Origin of the sequence: Lujinxingia sediminis (genome assembly GCF_004005565.1) — a bacterium.
Classification (GTDB): Bacteria; Myxococcota_A; Bradymonadia; order Bradymonadales; family Bradymonadaceae; genus Lujinxingia; species Lujinxingia sediminis.
Window position 1 is genome coordinate 611,558 of the sequence record NZ_SADD01000001.1, and the last position, 14,666, is coordinate 626,223.

Annotated in this window: 13 protein-coding genes and 1 riboswitch; of the genes, 5 read left to right on the forward strand and 8 right to left on the reverse strand. The window is 65.1% G+C overall.

What is annotated here, in order from left to right; all coding sequences use genetic code 11:
* Positions 1–46: 46 nt before the first annotated feature.
* The gene (locus EA187_RS02505; protein WP_127779062.1) at positions 47–1,015 is read right to left on the reverse strand and encodes a hypothetical protein; all 969 of its coding nucleotides are present in this window, start codon (positions 1,013–1,015) and stop codon (positions 47–49) included.
* 193 nt (positions 1,016–1,208) lie between these two features.
* Positions 1,209–1,506, forward strand: a riboswitch (cobalamin riboswitch).
* A 203-nt stretch (positions 1,507–1,709) separates the two neighbouring features.
* Here EA187_RS02505 and EA187_RS02510 point away from each other — a divergent pair.
* On the forward strand, positions 1,710–2,075 hold the full coding sequence (locus tag EA187_RS02510) for an acyl-CoA thioesterase (RefSeq protein ID WP_430687890.1): 366 nt from the start codon (positions 1,710–1,712) through the stop codon (positions 2,073–2,075).
* A gap of 3 nt (positions 2,076–2,078) precedes the next feature.
* On the opposite strand, the gene EA187_RS02515 is transcribed toward EA187_RS02510, so the two are convergent.
* Positions 2,079–3,227, reverse strand: a complete 1,149-nt coding sequence (locus EA187_RS02515; protein WP_127779064.1) for a hypothetical protein — start codon at positions 3,225–3,227, stop codon at positions 2,079–2,081.
* A gap of 484 nt (positions 3,228–3,711) precedes the next feature.
* Here EA187_RS02515 and EA187_RS02520 point away from each other — a divergent pair, with 484 nt between their 5' ends.
* Genes EA187_RS02520 through EA187_RS02530 form a run of 3 tightly spaced genes read left to right on the forward strand, consistent with a single transcriptional unit; the run spans position 3,712 to position 6,636 of the window.
* On the forward strand, positions 3,712–4,968 hold the full coding sequence (locus tag EA187_RS02520; protein WP_206524161.1) for a di-heme oxidoredictase family protein: 1,257 nt from the start codon (positions 3,712–3,714) through the stop codon (positions 4,966–4,968).
* Positions 4,965–5,378 carry a QcrA and Rieske domain-containing protein gene (locus tag EA187_RS02525; protein ID WP_206524162.1) on the forward strand — a complete coding sequence of 138 codons (414 nt, stop codon included), beginning with the start codon at positions 4,965–4,967 and terminating at the stop codon, positions 5,376–5,378. Before EA187_RS02520 ends, EA187_RS02525 begins: the two co-directional genes overlap by 4 nt.
* A 1-nt stretch (position 5,379) precedes the next feature.
* The gene (locus EA187_RS02530) at positions 5,380–6,636 is read left to right on the forward strand and encodes a hypothetical protein (protein WP_127779066.1); all 1,257 of its coding nucleotides are present in this window, start codon (positions 5,380–5,382) and stop codon (positions 6,634–6,636) included.
* A gap of 41 nt (positions 6,637–6,677) precedes the next feature.
* Here the strand turns inward: EA187_RS02530 and EA187_RS02535 are convergent, their stop codons facing one another.
* From EA187_RS02535 to EA187_RS02550, 4 genes are all read right to left on the reverse strand, one after another.
* Positions 6,678–6,890, reverse strand: a complete 213-nt coding sequence (locus tag EA187_RS02535; protein WP_127779067.1) for a DMT family transporter — start codon at positions 6,888–6,890, stop codon at positions 6,678–6,680.
* Positions 6,891–6,940: 50 nt separating this feature from the next.
* Positions 6,941–7,921 (reverse strand): pirin family protein, encoded by a 981-nt coding sequence (locus EA187_RS21110; RefSeq protein WP_127779490.1) that lies wholly within the window; start codon positions 7,919–7,921, stop codon positions 6,941–6,943.
* Between the two features lie 897 nt (positions 7,922–8,818).
* Positions 8,819–10,075, reverse strand: coding sequence for an Nramp family divalent metal transporter (locus tag EA187_RS02545; protein WP_206524164.1), 1,257 nt, complete (start codon positions 10,073–10,075; stop codon positions 8,819–8,821).
* A gap of 130 nt (positions 10,076–10,205) precedes the next feature.
* Entirely contained in the window at positions 10,206–10,994 is a 789-nt protein-coding gene (locus EA187_RS02550) for a sulfite exporter TauE/SafE family protein (protein WP_127779068.1), read from the reverse strand.
* A 278-nt stretch (positions 10,995–11,272) separates the two neighbouring features.
* On the opposite strand from EA187_RS02550, the gene EA187_RS02555 reads away from it, so the two are divergent.
* Positions 11,273–13,387: a M13 family metallopeptidase gene (locus EA187_RS02555; RefSeq protein WP_115603062.1), complete on the forward strand. Its 2,115-nt coding sequence runs from the start codon at positions 11,273–11,275 to the stop codon at positions 13,385–13,387.
* Between the two features lie 160 nt (positions 13,388–13,547).
* Here the strand turns inward: EA187_RS02555 and EA187_RS02560 are convergent, their stop codons facing one another.
* Positions 13,548–13,940: a VOC family protein gene (locus tag EA187_RS02560; protein WP_115603575.1), complete on the reverse strand. Its 393-nt coding sequence runs from the start codon at positions 13,938–13,940 to the stop codon at positions 13,548–13,550.
* Positions 13,941–14,026: 86 nt separating this feature from the next.
* Entirely contained in the window at positions 14,027–14,653 is a 627-nt protein-coding gene (locus tag EA187_RS02565; protein WP_127779069.1) for a hypothetical protein, read from the reverse strand.
* Positions 14,654–14,666 lie beyond the last annotated feature (13 nt).

The following is a 14,666-nucleotide window of genomic DNA, read 5'->3' on the forward strand; positions in this document are numbered from 1 at the left end:
CGCATCGCGTCGTGGCGGCAAAAGTGGGTCAACGCCGGAAGTGAGCTTAGAGCGCGTGGTGGACGCGCGCCAGCCTGTGGGCGTGTTCCTCGACGTTGAGTCGGCCCTCTTTGAGCAGGCGTTCTGCGGCGGCCGGGCTCGTATCGAGCGCGGCGGCGACGGCATCGAGCGTGTGGCCTTCGGTGAAGAGGCGCAGGGCGCGGGCCTGGTCGGCGCGAAGCTCGCAGAGGGCGGCCAGGGTCAGGCTGAGCGCGGCAGGAGGCCCGAAGGTGTGATCGGGGCTGCAGAGGGCATTCTGGCTCTTGCCGTTCTCCAGAAGCTCCATGGCGAGGGGAAGCTCTTTTTGGAAAGCGGCGTGCAGGGCGTCGAGGTCGCCGGCATCAAAGCGCTGGCAGACGTGGATCACCAGCGCGTGAAGGATGTCGGCGGCGGCAAACTCCGGGGCCCGGCGAGTGAGGTGTGTGAGGGTCTGGCGGTGAAGGGAGGTGTCGCCGGTGTCGGGTTGGTGAAGGGCGCTGACACAGCGCTTAAAGCCGACGACGACCTGTGTGTCATCACCGCTGGCGCTGAAGACGATGTGGGAGTCGCCGGGGTCGGTGGTGCGCCGGCGTTTGAGCTTTTGCAGCGGCGCGTACCAGAGGGGAGGGCCTGCCGCCGTCGGGGATGTGGAGGCGTCGGTGGCGGCGCCAGGGCGCGTGCCGCCGGCGGCGAGGACGAGCGAGAGCGCGACCAGCGGCAGGGCGGTGCCGACGACCAGGCCGATGCGAAAGGGCGTCGCGGTGAGCCGGCGTTTGAGAAGGCGCGCGATGAAGAGGGCGACGCCGCCTGTGCCCAACACCACAAAGGGTGAGATGGCGAGTTGCTCGATGGCCCAGAAGCCGACGGCGAAGGCGAGGATGGCAAAGACGCTGTAGTAGGCCAGCCAGGCAAGCAGGCGTTGGGTGCGGGAGGGCTCGGCGGCCTGTCCGGCGCGCATCACGGCCTCAAAGCTGGCGCGGGTGGGGTCTGAGTTCATGGGCGTTGGTCGGGTGCAAGGGAGGGGCGCTCGCGGTGCGATGGGGGCCAAAATAACGCGGAGGGCGTCTCGGGAGAAGGCCAAAGGGGCAGAGAGGCGGCGGGGAGAAGAGGGGCTTTTCCTTGCGCGTTGGGGGCAGGGCGACCGATACTCCCCCCGCGCTGGTGTCCCGGCCTTTTTGCAAAGGTCGGGAGCGAGGTCTCCAGGCGCTCGGTGGTCGAGGGCTCGACCCGGAGCGTGTGCAGGCCAAGAGGGAACCCGGTGAGATTCCGGGGCTGCCCCGCAGCGGTGAGTACGCCATGAGCTATCGTTGATGTCGCGTTCGTCTGCGATATCACCTTGTGCTCAGGGCGTTGACGAGAACGAAAGCCACACCAATGGCACTGCCCCCTGCTAAAGGGCGTGGGAAGCCGTGGCCGGTAGGAGGTTGGTCCCGAGATGGGATCGCCACGCTCGTAAGCCCGAAGACCTGCCAGCGCCGGGAGTCCCCGAGAAAAGGGAGCCCGAAATCGACCTTGAATCTCGCGGGAGATGGGCAGGTCGCCGTGCGCCGACATCCGTCGGTTGCTCTGGCTTGCTGTGCATCTTCGGCCCCCACACGCTTTTGAGAGGCAGACCCATGCACAGCTCCAACGACTCGACCATCCAGCAGACCCTCGCGCCCGGCCTTGTGACCGAGGTGCAGCTTATTGAGATGGTCTTTCCGCAGCAGACCAACCACTACGGCACGCTCTTCGGGGGGCAGGCCCTGGCCCTGATGGATAAGGCGGCGTTTATCGTGGCCTCGCGCTACACGCGGCGCACGGTGGTGACGGCGTGCAGCGAGCGGTGTGATTTTCATGTGCCGGTGCGCCAGGGGCAGCTCGTGGAGCTGACGGCCCGGGTGGTGGAGACGGGCCGGACCTCGGTGACGGTGGAGGTGACGCTGGTGGCCGAGGATCTCTTAAGCGGCGATCGGCAGCCTGGCACCCGGGGCAAGTTCGTGATGGTGGCGCTCGATGCGCACGGAAAGCCCACGCGGGTGCCGGAGCTGGAGAGCATGGCGAGTCAGGTGCCCTGAGGCTCAGTCGTCGCGCCGGATGAGGTCGTCATCCGACATCGCCCGGGGGAGCGGGGCTTCGGCGCGACCAAAATAGCCCCCGGTGTCGCTGATGAGCTCTGAGGTGGCCATGTCTGTGAGCTCGGGAGGGGCTTTGAGGCTGAGGGTGTGGAGGTCGACCTCCCAGAAAAAGGGCTGATTGCGCGGGCCTTTAAAGTAGGCTCGAAGTCTGGAGCCCTCGACACAGGGGGCGGCGATGGAGGCCATGCCGGCCACCTGAAAACGGGTCTCGGCGATCTGGTCGACGTAATAGCGCAGCCGGTAAGTCTCCCAACCGTTCGTGTGGTAGTCGTCGCGGTACGCGTCGGGGTCGGCGATGACGTGGTAGTGACCCTCCCGAACGTGTCGCGCCGCCAGGAAGTCGAAGAGGGCGCCGGCCAGCGCGGTGAGAGCCGTGGTGGTGGACCACTCGGGGTGGTCGGCGATCAGGTCCGGCCAGGTGTCGTAGGGCTGACTCTCGGCGTCGGTTGCGGGCGCTTCTCGAAGGGCAAAGCGCGCGCCGGTTTCCTCATCCCAGATGGCGACAAAGAGGTGCGTCGACGCCTCGGAGGAAGAGACCTGCAAGACACCGTCGGGCTCGCCGCCGAAGGTCCGGGCGATGACTTCGAGGGTCGGGGTCGCAACCGGGGTCGAGGAGTCGATGTCTTCGCGTGTGAGGGGCCAGGAGGGCGACGCGAGGTCGGCCGTGTATCGGGAAGATATGGCGAAGGGCGCGCCTACCGAATGCTGTAGGTCAATGGCCACGAAGACCAGGGCGTCACCCTTCCAATGCGGTGCTTTCAGGTCGTCGGGAGCCGGCAGGCCCGGGGCTCCATCCCGGTACCAGCGCTGCACCTCGCCGAGGTGTTTGGCGTTGTAGGTTTTCGGGAGCATCGCCATCAGCGCATCCCGGGAGAGGTAGATCCGGCCCTGGATGGCCTCTCCCAGGTGGTGGAAGGCGGCGGCGAGCTCCACGGCCATCCGTGGGCCGTAGCTCTGGAGGGTGGCGAGATCGGGGAGCGCGTCGCGCAGTTCCTCAAGGTTGGAGACCTGTACCTGCGTCGGGACAAGCTCCACGACGGGATCAAAGTGCGAGTCGTAGGTCAGACTGAGCTGAATCGGGGGTAGGGGCATCAGGGATCCTCCGGGGTGGTCTCTGGGTGTGGCAGGGGCATCTGGGCGTTGGGCGGCACGCTACGTGATGGGAACCGGGCTGTCACCCCGGTGGCTCAACATACAAGCGTCGAGAGCGGGCGTGGGTTCGGCGCTTTTGCGTCCGAGCAAAAAGGGGGGGCTCAGGACGGTGTCCTTTGAACGAGCTCGTGGCGACGGTCAGCTCGCGGATGCGGCCTTTTGAATCGCGTTCCATGATCCGGGAGGCGCTCGGGAGCCTGGCACCCGGGCGAGGAGGATGCGCGCGGCGGCGCAGGCGTCGTGGTGCGTCCGGGGGGCCGGTGTGGGGAACCTCAGCGGGAAGAGAGGGAGGCGAGAACATGTCTTGACAGTCTCGAAAGATATAATTAGCGATCGTGAACCGAATGTTTAGGTTTTCCTAATTATTTTCGGCGGCCGTGATACTCCTCAACGACCCGAGAGGTCATGCATGCAAGGGATGGTGATGAAGAGACTGGCAAGAATGGGGGCGGTGTGGAGCTCTGCGCTGGGCCTGATGGCCTGTGATGTGCTGGTGCCCGGTGAGCCCGACGCGGCGCATATCTTTGACGCGCCGATCGATGGGTTGACCCCGGCGCAGACCCGGCTTTTTGTGATGGGAGACGAGGAGTTTTCGCGCAGCTTTAGCTTCTCGGAAGGGCTGGGGCCGATTTTTAACGCCCCCTCCTGCGACTCCTGCCACCCGGGAGAGGGGCCGGGGCACCCGGAGTTCGGGTTCTTTCGCTTTGGCCGCTACGACGCCGAGGGGCACTTCGACGCGATGCTCAACGAGGGCGGCCCGCAGCTTCAGGACCGGGCGATTCCCGGCTACGAGCCCGAAGTGCTCCCGGCGAGAGACGACATCGTGTTCACCCGTCTGCTCGCGCCCTCGATCACGGGGCTGGGGCTTTTGGAATCGGTGGATGACGCCACGCTCCTGGCGCTGGCCGACCCGGAGGATGAGGACGGCGACGGGATTTCGGGGCGGATCGCCTGGATCGAAGCCACCGCTCGTCTCGATGCGATGGCGGGGCTGGCCGAGCGGGGCGGCGGCACCCGGATTCAGCGCCATGACCGGGGCTACATCGGTCGCTTCGGACTCAAAGCCTCGTCGATCACGCTCTTGCACCAGACGGTCACGGCCTATCACCAGGACATGGGGCTGACCTCGGACTTTGCGAGGGTGGATCCGATCAATGTTCAGGTGGGGGATGCCAGCGCGGACCTGGTGCCGGATCCGGAGCTGGGCTCGGGGACGCTGACGGCGGTGACCCACTATCTGCGTACGCTGCGGCCGCCGCTGCGTCGTAACGTCGACGACCCGGATGTGGTGGCCGGGGAGGCGATCTTTGAGACGATCGCCTGTGCGAGCTGCCATGTGCCGAGCCTGACGACGGGCACGTCGACGATTGCAGCGCTCTCGGAGGTGGCGTTTGCCCCCTACACCGACCTGCTCCTGCATGACATGGGGCCGGAGCTCGACGATGGCTACACCGAGGGCGGGGCGCAGAGCAGGGAGTGGCGTACCGCGCCTTTGTGGGGCCTGGGGCTGGCCGCGGATTTCCAGGGTGGGCAGGGTTTTTATCTGCATGACGGTCGCGCCCGCTCGGTGCATGAGGCCATTGAGCATCACGGTGGCGAGGCGGCGGCCAGCCGGCAGCGCTACCGCGAGTTGAGCGCCACCGAGCGCGCCCAAATCCTGGCCTTCCTGGAGTCTTTATGAGCGCCACCCACCCCACTCGTCGCACCTTTATCAAAACGCTCTGTCTGGGGGCGCTGGGGTGTACGGCCGCCTGTTCGGCGCTGCCCCGCTACCTGCTGGAGCAACCCCCGGGAGATGAGGGGATGCGGGTGCCGCTGTCGGCGTTTGGCGAGGAGGGGCGCCTGGTGGTGGTGTCGGCCGACGGGGCCTCAAGCTACCTGATCTCGCACCATGGCGAGGACTTTGTGGCCGTGGAGCTCGTCTGCACCCATCGGGGCTGCGGGCTCCAGGTGCGAGCGCAGGAGCTGCATTGCCCCTGTCACGGCAGCCGCTTCTCGCCAGGGGGGGAGGTCCTGGAGGGGCCGGCTCGACGTCCTTTAAAAACACTGAACGTCACCCGGAAAGGGGACGAGCTACACCTTGAGAGTTGAGATGATGAGATATGGATGTGCATGGAGTATGGCCGCGGCGCTGCTGAGCGCTGGCACGATGGCTCAGGCCCAGGAGACGCCGGCTGAGGCGCAACCGGCGTCGGCCGAGGCAGCCCCGGAGGCCTCACCGCGTGGCGCGGGCGCGGCGATCGACACCGATCCGTTGCAAAACGCGATCTTTGACCGGCCCTTTGTGCTCAGCGGGCTGCGGGCGGCAATGGGCGGGTACGCCGAGACCCGGGCGCTCTACGGGGTGCATGAGGGGATCAGCGAGGGCCTGTCCTTTGAGATGACCCGCTTTAACCTCTTTGCCTTTGCGCAGCTGGGCTCGCGGATGCGCTTTCTCTCGGAGCTGGAGTTCGAGCAGGGCGCCGAGGAGATTAAGCTGGAGACGGCCCAACTCGACGTGGAGGTGGTGCCGGAGTTTGTGATCCGCGGTGGCATCATTCTTACGCCGCTGGGGGCGTTTAATCAGCGCCATGATGGTCCGCTCTGGGATTTTGGGGATCGCCCGCTGGTCTCGACCACCCTGATTCCGGCGACGCTCTCGGAGGTGGGGGCCGGGGCTAACGGCGTGGTGGGGCTGGGGCCAGTGGAGCTGGATTATCAGGTGTACGTGACCCAGGGGCTGGCCGACGGGGTGGTCGACAACGCGCTGGGGCGCACGAGCATCCCGATGGGGCGCGACCCGCTCTTGATGGAAGAGGACTCCAATGGCGAGCCGGCTGTGACCGGGCGTCTGGCGCTGCGTTATCAGGGGCTGGCCGAGGTGGGGTTCTCGGGGTGGCACGGGGCGTACAACACCTTTAAGGCCGAGGGCGAAGAGGTCGACGAGCGCCGCACGCTGACACTGGCCGCGGTGGATGTTGCGTGGACGCCGGGCTGGCTCGATCTGCGGGGTGAGGCGGCCTGGGCCCGCGTGGAGCTCCCTGAGGGGCTGGCCAGCGCCTATGGCGAGGAGCAGTGGGGCGTGCATGTGGACGCGCTGGTGCCCCTGTGGCGCACGCTGATGCTCGATCTGCCCACGACGCTGCAGGCGGGCGTGCGCCTGGAGTACGTGGACTATCACCGTGGGGAGCTGCGCAGTGGCGATTCGGCTGGCCAGGAGCACACCCGGGCGACGGCCGCGCTGGCGCTGCGCCCGGGGAAAGAGACGGTGTTCCGGCTGAACTACGGGCTGGAGTGGATGACCGACCTGGTGGGCAACTCGCCGGAGCGGGGCATGCTCGTGCAGCTGGGGCTGGCCACCTACTTTTGAGAGCCGGGAGCCCCGGGGCCCGCACGCGGGCCCCGGGGCTTTCAGGTGGTGAGTTTGAGGCCGGCCAGGCCCGGCACGACCAGCACAATGCTGAGCCAGCGCAGGGGGGAGGTGCTGTCACCGTAGACCAGCATCCCGAGGATGGCCGTGCCCACCGCGCCGATGCCGACCCAGATGCCGACCCAGATGCCGTAGGCTGAGCTGGCCGGGAGCACCTTTATGGCCTGGGAGAGCAGATCGAAGCCTGCGCCCATGGCGAGCACGGTGGCGCCACGTTAGGAGCGTCTATGAGGGGACGTCAGGATCAGACGGGTTCATCGAAGGTGCCGTCGGCGTGAAGCGCAAAGCGGCCTTTCCTGACCTCGTGCACCGGGCCGTTGTCATGGAAGGACCAGCCGCCAAATCCTGTGCGCTGGTAGTCGGCGTAGGCCTGACGGATCTCCTGCTGGGTGTTCATGACAAAGGGGCCGCGTTTGGCGACCGGCTCCCCGATAGGCGCGCCCTGGAGAAGGAGCACTTCGGCTTCGACCGAGCCACCTTCCAGGATGATGGGGCCGGGTTGCTCGAACTCCACGCGACGTTTGTTGGCGATGGCGCGGCCGGCGATGGTCACGCCCTGTCCCTGATGCACATAGAGGGAGCGCAGGGTGCCGGGGTTGACCTCGGGGAGCTCAAGCCGGGCACCGGCTTCCATACGAATGGACCAGATCGCCACGTCACTCTCCTGGCGAGTAGCCCAGGAGGAGGGGGGCGGCGCCGGAGGGCGGTTGTCTTTAAAGGTGCCGGCGGCGATGGTCAGCTCGCTGATGCGGCCTTTTGCGTCGTGTTCGATGACACGGGGGATGCGCTCGTTCCAGAGCATTGTGAAGTGCGGGTCGACCATCTTGTCGGCGCGCGGCAGGTTCATCCAGATCTGAAAGAGCTCCAGGGGGTTGGGCGCATCGCTGCGTAGCAGCGGGAACATCTCGGAGTGTTGAATGCCGGCGCCCGCGGTGAGCCACTGCACGTCGCCCGCCCCGTAGCGGGCGGTAGCGCCCATGGAGTCGGTATGATCGAGAAAGCCCGATCGCACCACGGTCACGGTTTCAAAGCCGCGGTGGGGGTGGCGCGGAAAGCCCGGCACACTCCTGCCATGGTACATCCGCCAGGATTTCTCCTCGTCAAAATCTCGGCCCAGGTGGCGACCGGCCAGTGAGGCGGCCGGGCCCATCTGAGCGTTGCCCTCGGGGTAGTCGTCGCGGTGGTGGGCGCAGAAAAGGAAGGGGTCGGTGGTGGGCCAGTTCATGGCGTCGATAGCGCTGACTGCCGTGATCGCCGCCGGGGGATGCTTCAGGTCGGGCGAGGACGGGGCGCTTGCGCTCGCGGGAGAGGTGGCACGGGCGGGGCGGTTGTCTCGCTCGATCTTCTGGCAGGCGGCGGCGGGCAAGAGGGCGCCGGCGGCGAGTATCTTCAGCGCGGTGCGCCGGGCGACCACCGGTGTTCCGATGCGACCGGGGGAGGGCTCGCTGAGCATCAGGCGGCCCGGGAGACGAGCGTCGGTGATGTGAAGGGTTTCGCCGCAATGATCGTGGAGCTTCCAGGCGTCGAAGATAAGGTCGGCCAGATCGTCGCCGGTCAGCGTGTGGCCGCGGGAGACGCGGGCGTGCAGCACCTCCAGGCGCAGCGCGAGCTTCGCCTGCCGAGGCGGCGAGCTCTGGCGAGCATAGAGACGTTTGAGAGAGCCCGCGTGGGGGAGCTGGCCTTTTTCGCCGCTCTGGATGTCGCTGAGCGGTTCGGGATGCAGCGCATTAAGCAGCCAGCCCACGCCGTGCCAGACCTCCTCGAAGGCCCAGTCGAAGGCATCGAAGGTGAGGTTTTCGGTGGCTTCATCCAAAAACGCGTTGCCGCGCTGCAGGGCATCTTCGGGGGTCATACATCAGGCCTGTGAGACGGGGTTCTCGGGGATATTTAGCGGATTTACCAACGTGGACTCCAACGTGGGCGGATGAGGATTCATTTCATAGATGTGGCGCATGTTTATTATGCGCGCGGTGCATGGTTTGACGGGGTTCCAGAAGTTTCGCCGGCGCTCCGATCGGAGCGCCGGCGATGTTTCAATCCGGGCAAGCGTTGGCCCTTCGCAGGCCCGGAGCTTCGCGGCCTTTTCTACCTTGTACGGTACGCACCACGTCTACGGGCAGGGTTAGCCGAACATCTCGCCGAAGATGGCATTGAGAACGCCGCGCCCGGAGCTTAGCGCCACGTAGGTCGCAAAGATCACGAGCACCACGTTGATCACGTTGCTCTTCCAGCCGTTGACGTGGTCGCCCATTGTTTTTTTATCGTTGACCGCCCAGAAGAGAAAGGCCGCGGTCAGAGGAAGGCCGAATACCCCGTTGAAGGCCGGAAAGAGGGTGATCATCTGCACGATGCTCAGCCCGGTCACTGCCGAGACAATCGGCGACGACATCCCCAGGAGAATGCCGCCGGCGTAGATGGTCTTAAAGGCCCGGGAGTCCTGGTCTTTTTCAGGAGCGTCGACCGCTTCGAGGATCATGTAGGGGATGGTCCACATGATGGGCACGATGCTGTTGAACGCAGCGCCGATCACACCGAGCAAAAAGACGACCATGGCCCACTCGCCAAGGACTTCGGCCAGGGCTTCGCCGGGCGTAATGAAGCTTGTCAGTTCGGTATAGCCTGCCGGGCGGAGTACGGCGGCCGAGACCACGATGATGCACACGGTGATGATACCGCCGACGATGTATCCAAAGCTCAGGTCGTGGCGTACATCGGAGAGGTCGTCTTCGGTGGTCCAGCCTTTCTTCTTTACGAGAATCGACTCCAGGAAGAAGTTCGGCCAGAGCGCTGTCGTCCCGAGAATGGCCGCTCCCAGGAGCATCGCACCCTGGTCGGGGAGGGAGGGCACAAAGCCCCGGGCCATCTCGATCGGGGAGGGACCGCTGGCCCCGGCGACGACGATGTAGAGTACGAGCAGCACGAACATCATCGCCGTCACAAACATCTCGACGCGGTCATACTTGAGCACGCCGGTGAGGATGGCGGCCACGCCGGCAACCAGCGCGACGGGCTGCCAGGCGAGCGCCTCCCCGGTCAGGATCTCTACCGACATGCCGACTGCTGCGGTCAGCGCGACGGTCCAGGCGATGCATCCCAGCGAGAGAAAGAGCGCGATGGTAAGTGCCGGGCCTTTGCCGAGCTTTCTGCGGATAAAGCCCATCAGGGTGTCGCCAAAAATACCCAGGCGCGCGCTCATATCCTGGGCCATAAACCCCAGGAGAACCGCGCCGATGACGGCCCAGATCAGCGTGTAGCCGTACTCAACCCCGGCCTGGCTGGCGATGTAGATGGAACCGCTACCGAAGTAGCTGGCGACCATCACGAAGCTCAGGCCGTACTTTTCAAAAAAACGCTTCAGGAGGGACTGCACTTTCAACATGGGATCTCGTTGTGCGAGGGGGGGAAGGGGGGCAAAAGGCGCGCGGAACCCGGGCGAGAGGTTTCGCGCAGCGAGAGCATTGCAGGGGGATAGCTTCGCGAAGGATGGCGTGGTGGAACGTCTCGCGGCGCTAGGTCGCGCCGGCACCCGAGAGCATGTAGATGCCCAGCGCGACGAGCACGAACGCCAGCCCTGTTTTGAGGCGAGTGGGGTCGATGCGACGTGCGATAACCCAGCCGGCGATGGTGCCGATGAAGAGGGGGATGCCCACCAGCACGGCCAGTCCCCAGTCGATGGCATCGACCATCGCAAAACCAAGGGCTGCGAAGGCTGCGATGAAGATCGATTGCACCTGGGCCAGCGCGACGGCCAGCAGCATCGGCACCCCCAGCACCACCATCAGCGGTACCGCCAGCACCGGGCCACCGACGCCGAGCAGGCCGCCGGGAAGCCCCACCGCCAGACCCAGCCCGGCCATAGCAAGGCGGCCTTTCGGGGAGTTGAGCTCGAAGTCCGCTGGAGCCTCCAGCGCGCGGGCCCGGGAGCGCTCTCGCACAACGATGATCACGCCGGTCATCAGTACGAAGGCCCCCAGCAAAAGCCCGAAGAGGTCGGCGTCGAGCACCGTGTTGAGGCGCGCTCCTACAAAAGCACCGACAACGCTCGTCAGGCTCAAGACCAGCGCGGCGTTGCGGGCCGTGGTTGTGGCGAGTTGTCCGGAGCGAAGGTAGGCGTAACTTCCCAGAAGCCCCGTGCCGATAAAGGTCACGCTGGCGGTGCCGGCGACGGTGGCCGGGTCGATGTTGAGCAGAAGAAAGAGCGCGATGGTGACGAAGATGCCACCGGGGCCGATGGTGGTGATGCACACGCCGCCGACAAGCGCGATGAGACTAAGAATAATGCCAAGCCCGAGAGTCATGGGGGCCTTATGAGAGGGTCAACCAGGCTGTCTATACAGACGGCAACGAACGCGGGACGCAGCACAAGGCAGGGTAGAAAGAGGCAGGCTGCGCCCCCCTTAGAGCGCGGAGAGTATACATAATTCCGGGTGTTTTGAGGAGGGCCGGTCGGAGGTTCTCCCGGACCTCACTCTTGCGCGAGGATTGCCGAGGGGGGCTGTGGCGGTTAATCAGGTTGCGAGTTTTTGAGAAGACGCGGGGTCTGCCCGCGCATACGGCAGAGAACAGCGAGGAATGTATGAGGTTGAAGAAGAGCAGCTGGTGGTTGGCAGGGTTGGGGCTGGCGGTGGGGGCGGCCTGTGCGACCCAGCCGCAGAGTGCGAGCGAAGGGACCGAGCCCGAGCTCGGCGTGGAGGTCGAAGGTGCCGCGGAGGCCGAGGCCACGGCAACGCCGCGCTTTGGCAACTTCGGCTTTGATACCGAAGGCATGAACACGGAGGTGGCTCCCGGTGATGATTTCTACGCCTACGCCAGCGGCGCCTGGCAAGAGGTCACCGAGATTCCTTCGGACCGCGCCCGCTACGGCGTCTTCGACATGCTCAGCCTCGAAGCTGAGGAGCAGGTCAACCAGATCATCCTCGCCGCCGCAAAAGAGGGCGGTGAGCCGGGCAGCAACACGCAGCTTATCGGTGATCTTTACGCCAGCTGGATGGACGCCGAAGCCATCGAAGAGGCCGGGCTGACGCCTCTGAAGCCTCATCTGGACACCATTAACGCGTTGGACTCCCACGAGGCGGCCGCTCGCCAGATGGCCGACCCCGCCTACCCGGTGATGGTCCGTGTGCGCATCATGCCCGACCCGGCTGACCCCACCGTCTATACGGTGAGCTCGGGGCAGGGCGGGCTGGGAATGCCCAACCGCGACTATTATCTCGACGAGTCTGAGCGTTTTGTGCAGTACCGCCAGGCCTACGTCGAGTACATCGCGCACCTCTTTGACTTGGCCGAGATCGAAGACGGTGTGGCGAAGGCCCGGGCCATCCTCGAGCTTGAGACGGCGATCGCCCGGGCGCACTGGACCCGCGAGCGATCGCGTCAGGTGGAGGAGACCTACAACGTGCTCAGCATCGCCGAGTATGAGGCCCTGGCACCCTCCCTCAAGCTCGCCGAGGGGCTGGAACTCCGCGGGTTGACCGGCGTCGAGAAGGTCGTCGTCTCCCAGCCCAGCGCGGTGGAGGGGATTGGCGAGGTCTTTGAAAACGCCTCGCTTGATCTGCTCAAAGACTACCTGACCTTTCATTTCATCTCGGACCGCGCCTCCTGGCTTCCGAGCGCGTTTGATGAGGCCAGTTTCAACTTCTACTCGAAGACCTTGCGCGGCACCGAGGAGCAGCGCGAGCGCGATCGCCGCGGCACCGAGCTTGTGGGCTGGACGCTGGGCCATGCGGTCGGCCAGGAGTACGTCGCGCTGCATTTCCCGCCGGAGTCCAAAGCCCAGATGGAAGATCTGGTTCAAAACCTCACCGAAGGCTTCGCAGGCCGCCTCAAAAACCTCGACTGGATGGACGACGCCACCCGCGAGCAGGCCCTGGATAAGTTGTCGACCTTTGAGCCCCGCATCGGCTACCCCGAGAAGTGGGACAGCTACGAGGGCCTGGCGCTTGCGGCCGACGACTACTTTGGCAACCGCATGCGCATCAGTGAGCATCGGTGGAACGAGGAGCTCAAGCGTTTCAAAGAGCCTGTCGACCGCGAGCGCTGGAGCTGGCCGCCGCAGATGGTCAACGCGAGCTACAATCCGTTGATGAACCAGATCACCTTCCCGGCGGGTATTCTTCAGGCGCCTTTCTTTGACCCGAACGCCGATCCGGCCATGAATTATGGCGCGATCGGGGCGGTGATTGGCCATGAGATTGGCCACGGCTTTGACGACCAGGGCCGCCGCTTTGATGCTCAGGGACGGATCCGCGACTGGTGGACCCCCGAGACCAACGCCGCGTTTGAGGAAGCCTCCAGTCGTCTGGGTGAGCAATACTCGCAGTTTTGCCCGATCGACGACCTCTGCATCAACGGCAAGCTCTCCATGGGAGAGAATATCGGCGATCTGGGCGGCATGCAGATGGCCTACGCGGCCTACCGTAACTTCGTCGAGAAGACCTACCCCGAAGGCGAAGCGCCGGTGATCGACGGTTTTACTGGCGACCAGCGCTTCTTTCTGGCCTGGGCTCAGGTCTGGCGCTCGCTCTACCGCGACGACGCGCTGCGCGCCCAGCTCGTCAACGGCCCGCACTCTCCCGGCATGTACCGCGTCAATGGCGTGGTGCGTAACCTCGACGCCTGGTACGAGGCCTTCGATGTGACCGAAGACCACGCCCTCTACCTGCCGCCGGAAGAGCGCGTGCGCATCTGGTAATTTTTAATCAGGGGAGAGCGTTGATGCCGGGAGAAGATCTCGAGCACTTCCCGACGCCGGACGCACTGCCTGAACGAAAAGTACCCCCGAGATTCACGTGGATCTCGGGGGTATTTTTGGATCCGGGATATCGCGCGACGTCGGGAACGCCCCGGAAGGCTCAGACATCGGCGGCAAGCTGGGGGGCCGGCGGCTCCCACAACTCGAAGCGATGTCCCTCCGGGTCGACCGCCCAGCCAAACCTGCCAAACTCCGAGTCTTCGATCTTCGCATCGACCTCGACGCCCGCATCCCGAAGACGCGTGAGCATGGCATCGAGGTTATCGACCCGGAAGTTGATCATGAAGGCCTGGCGCGCGCTGCCAAAATACTCAGTATCGTTCTTAAAAGGCGCCCAGATGCTGTAGGCATCGGGCTGCGTCTCGTCTTTGTTCTGAAAGATGACGTAGCCATCGATATCCGGAAGGCCCAGATGCTCCACGTACCAGGCTCTGAGGGCCTCGGGGTCGGTTGCGCGAAAGAAGATGCCGCCGATACCTGTGACGCGTGCCATGCGATGCTCCTCGGTGGGGGAATGCAGCCAGGAGGGAACCATCGCATGAGGTCATGGTGGCGTCTACAACGCAGTCATACCCGGGGTCAGGTGCGGGCGGTGGAGCGCGGTGCGGCGGCCATGGCGCGAAGACCAATCCAGCACAGTAGAAGAATGATCAGCAGGCGGTTGGGGCTCGAAGGGCTGCCGGTGCTGCAATCGGCGGCGTCCTCGCCAGCGTCGTTCCCGGGGGCTGGCCGGTAGGACTGTTCCAGGCTCAGGTTCACCTCATGGGAGGCCTGCCCGTCATGGGCCAGTAAGAACGCCGAGGTCAGGTCCTGGCCGATAAAGGGCTCGCCTTCCTCATCAAGCCCCGCCTCCAGGGGAAGCTCCCACTCACCACCGGAAGGGAGCTCGGCCAACAGGCAGCTCTCATTGAGCTCGCCCTCGGCTTCAAGCGCGATGCACTCCCCGTCATAGAAGTTCAATGCACCCGCGCAGCTGTTGGTCAGCGTGATGGTGATGGCGCAATGATCGTCATCGGGAAACGTCTCAAAGGGCGCGTCGCTCTCCAGGCACTCAAGCGTCTCGGCGAGGTTGGCGGAGGCGCTGCAGCGCAAGGGACCGAGCTCGGGGCTCGTTGCGCTGGCTTCACCGAGGCTGATGCTCAAGCCCATCACCAGCGTCATCAGTGCGAGCGCGAAAGGGTGGAGGGGGCGTTGTCCAGAAAACATGGCAGGCCTCTCG

Bases quoted from the DNA above. Each gene is read 5' to 3' on its own strand.
- EA187_RS02505 (WP_127779062.1), bottom strand. From the start codon at position 1,015: ATGAACTCAGACCCCACCCGCGCCAGCTTTGAGGCCGTGATGCGCGCC.
- EA187_RS02510 (WP_430687890.1), top strand. From the start codon at position 1,710: ATGGTCTTTCCGCAGCAGACCAACCACTACGGCACGCTCTTCGGGGGG.
- EA187_RS02515 (WP_127779064.1), bottom strand. From the start codon at position 3,227: ATGCCCCTACCCCCGATTCAGCTCAGTCTGACCTACGACTCGCACTTT.
- EA187_RS02520 (WP_206524161.1), top strand. From the start codon at position 3,712: ATGAAGAGACTGGCAAGAATGGGGGCGGTGTGGAGCTCTGCGCTGGGC.
- EA187_RS02525 (WP_206524162.1), top strand. From the start codon at position 4,965: ATGAGCGCCACCCACCCCACTCGTCGCACCTTTATCAAAACGCTCTGT.
- EA187_RS02530 (WP_127779066.1), top strand. From the start codon at position 5,380: ATGATGAGATATGGATGTGCATGGAGTATGGCCGCGGCGCTGCTGAGC.
- EA187_RS02535 (WP_127779067.1), bottom strand. From the start codon at position 6,890: ATGGGCGCAGGCTTCGATCTGCTCTCCCAGGCCATAAAGGTGCTCCCG.
- EA187_RS21110 (WP_127779490.1), bottom strand. From the start codon at position 7,921: ATGAACTGGCCCACCACCGACCCCTTCCTTTTCTGCGCCCACCACCGC.
- EA187_RS02545 (WP_206524164.1), bottom strand. From the start codon at position 10,075: ATGTTGAAAGTGCAGTCCCTCCTGAAGCGTTTTTTTGAAAAGTACGGC.
- EA187_RS02550 (WP_127779068.1), bottom strand. From the start codon at position 10,994: ATGACTCTCGGGCTTGGCATTATTCTTAGTCTCATCGCGCTTGTCGGC.
- EA187_RS02555 (WP_115603062.1), top strand. From the start codon at position 11,273: ATGAGGTTGAAGAAGAGCAGCTGGTGGTTGGCAGGGTTGGGGCTGGCG.
- EA187_RS02560 (WP_115603575.1), bottom strand. From the start codon at position 13,940: ATGGCACGCGTCACAGGTATCGGCGGCATCTTCTTTCGCGCAACCGAC.
- EA187_RS02565 (WP_127779069.1), bottom strand. From the start codon at position 14,653: ATGTTTTCTGGACAACGCCCCCTCCACCCTTTCGCGCTCGCACTGATG.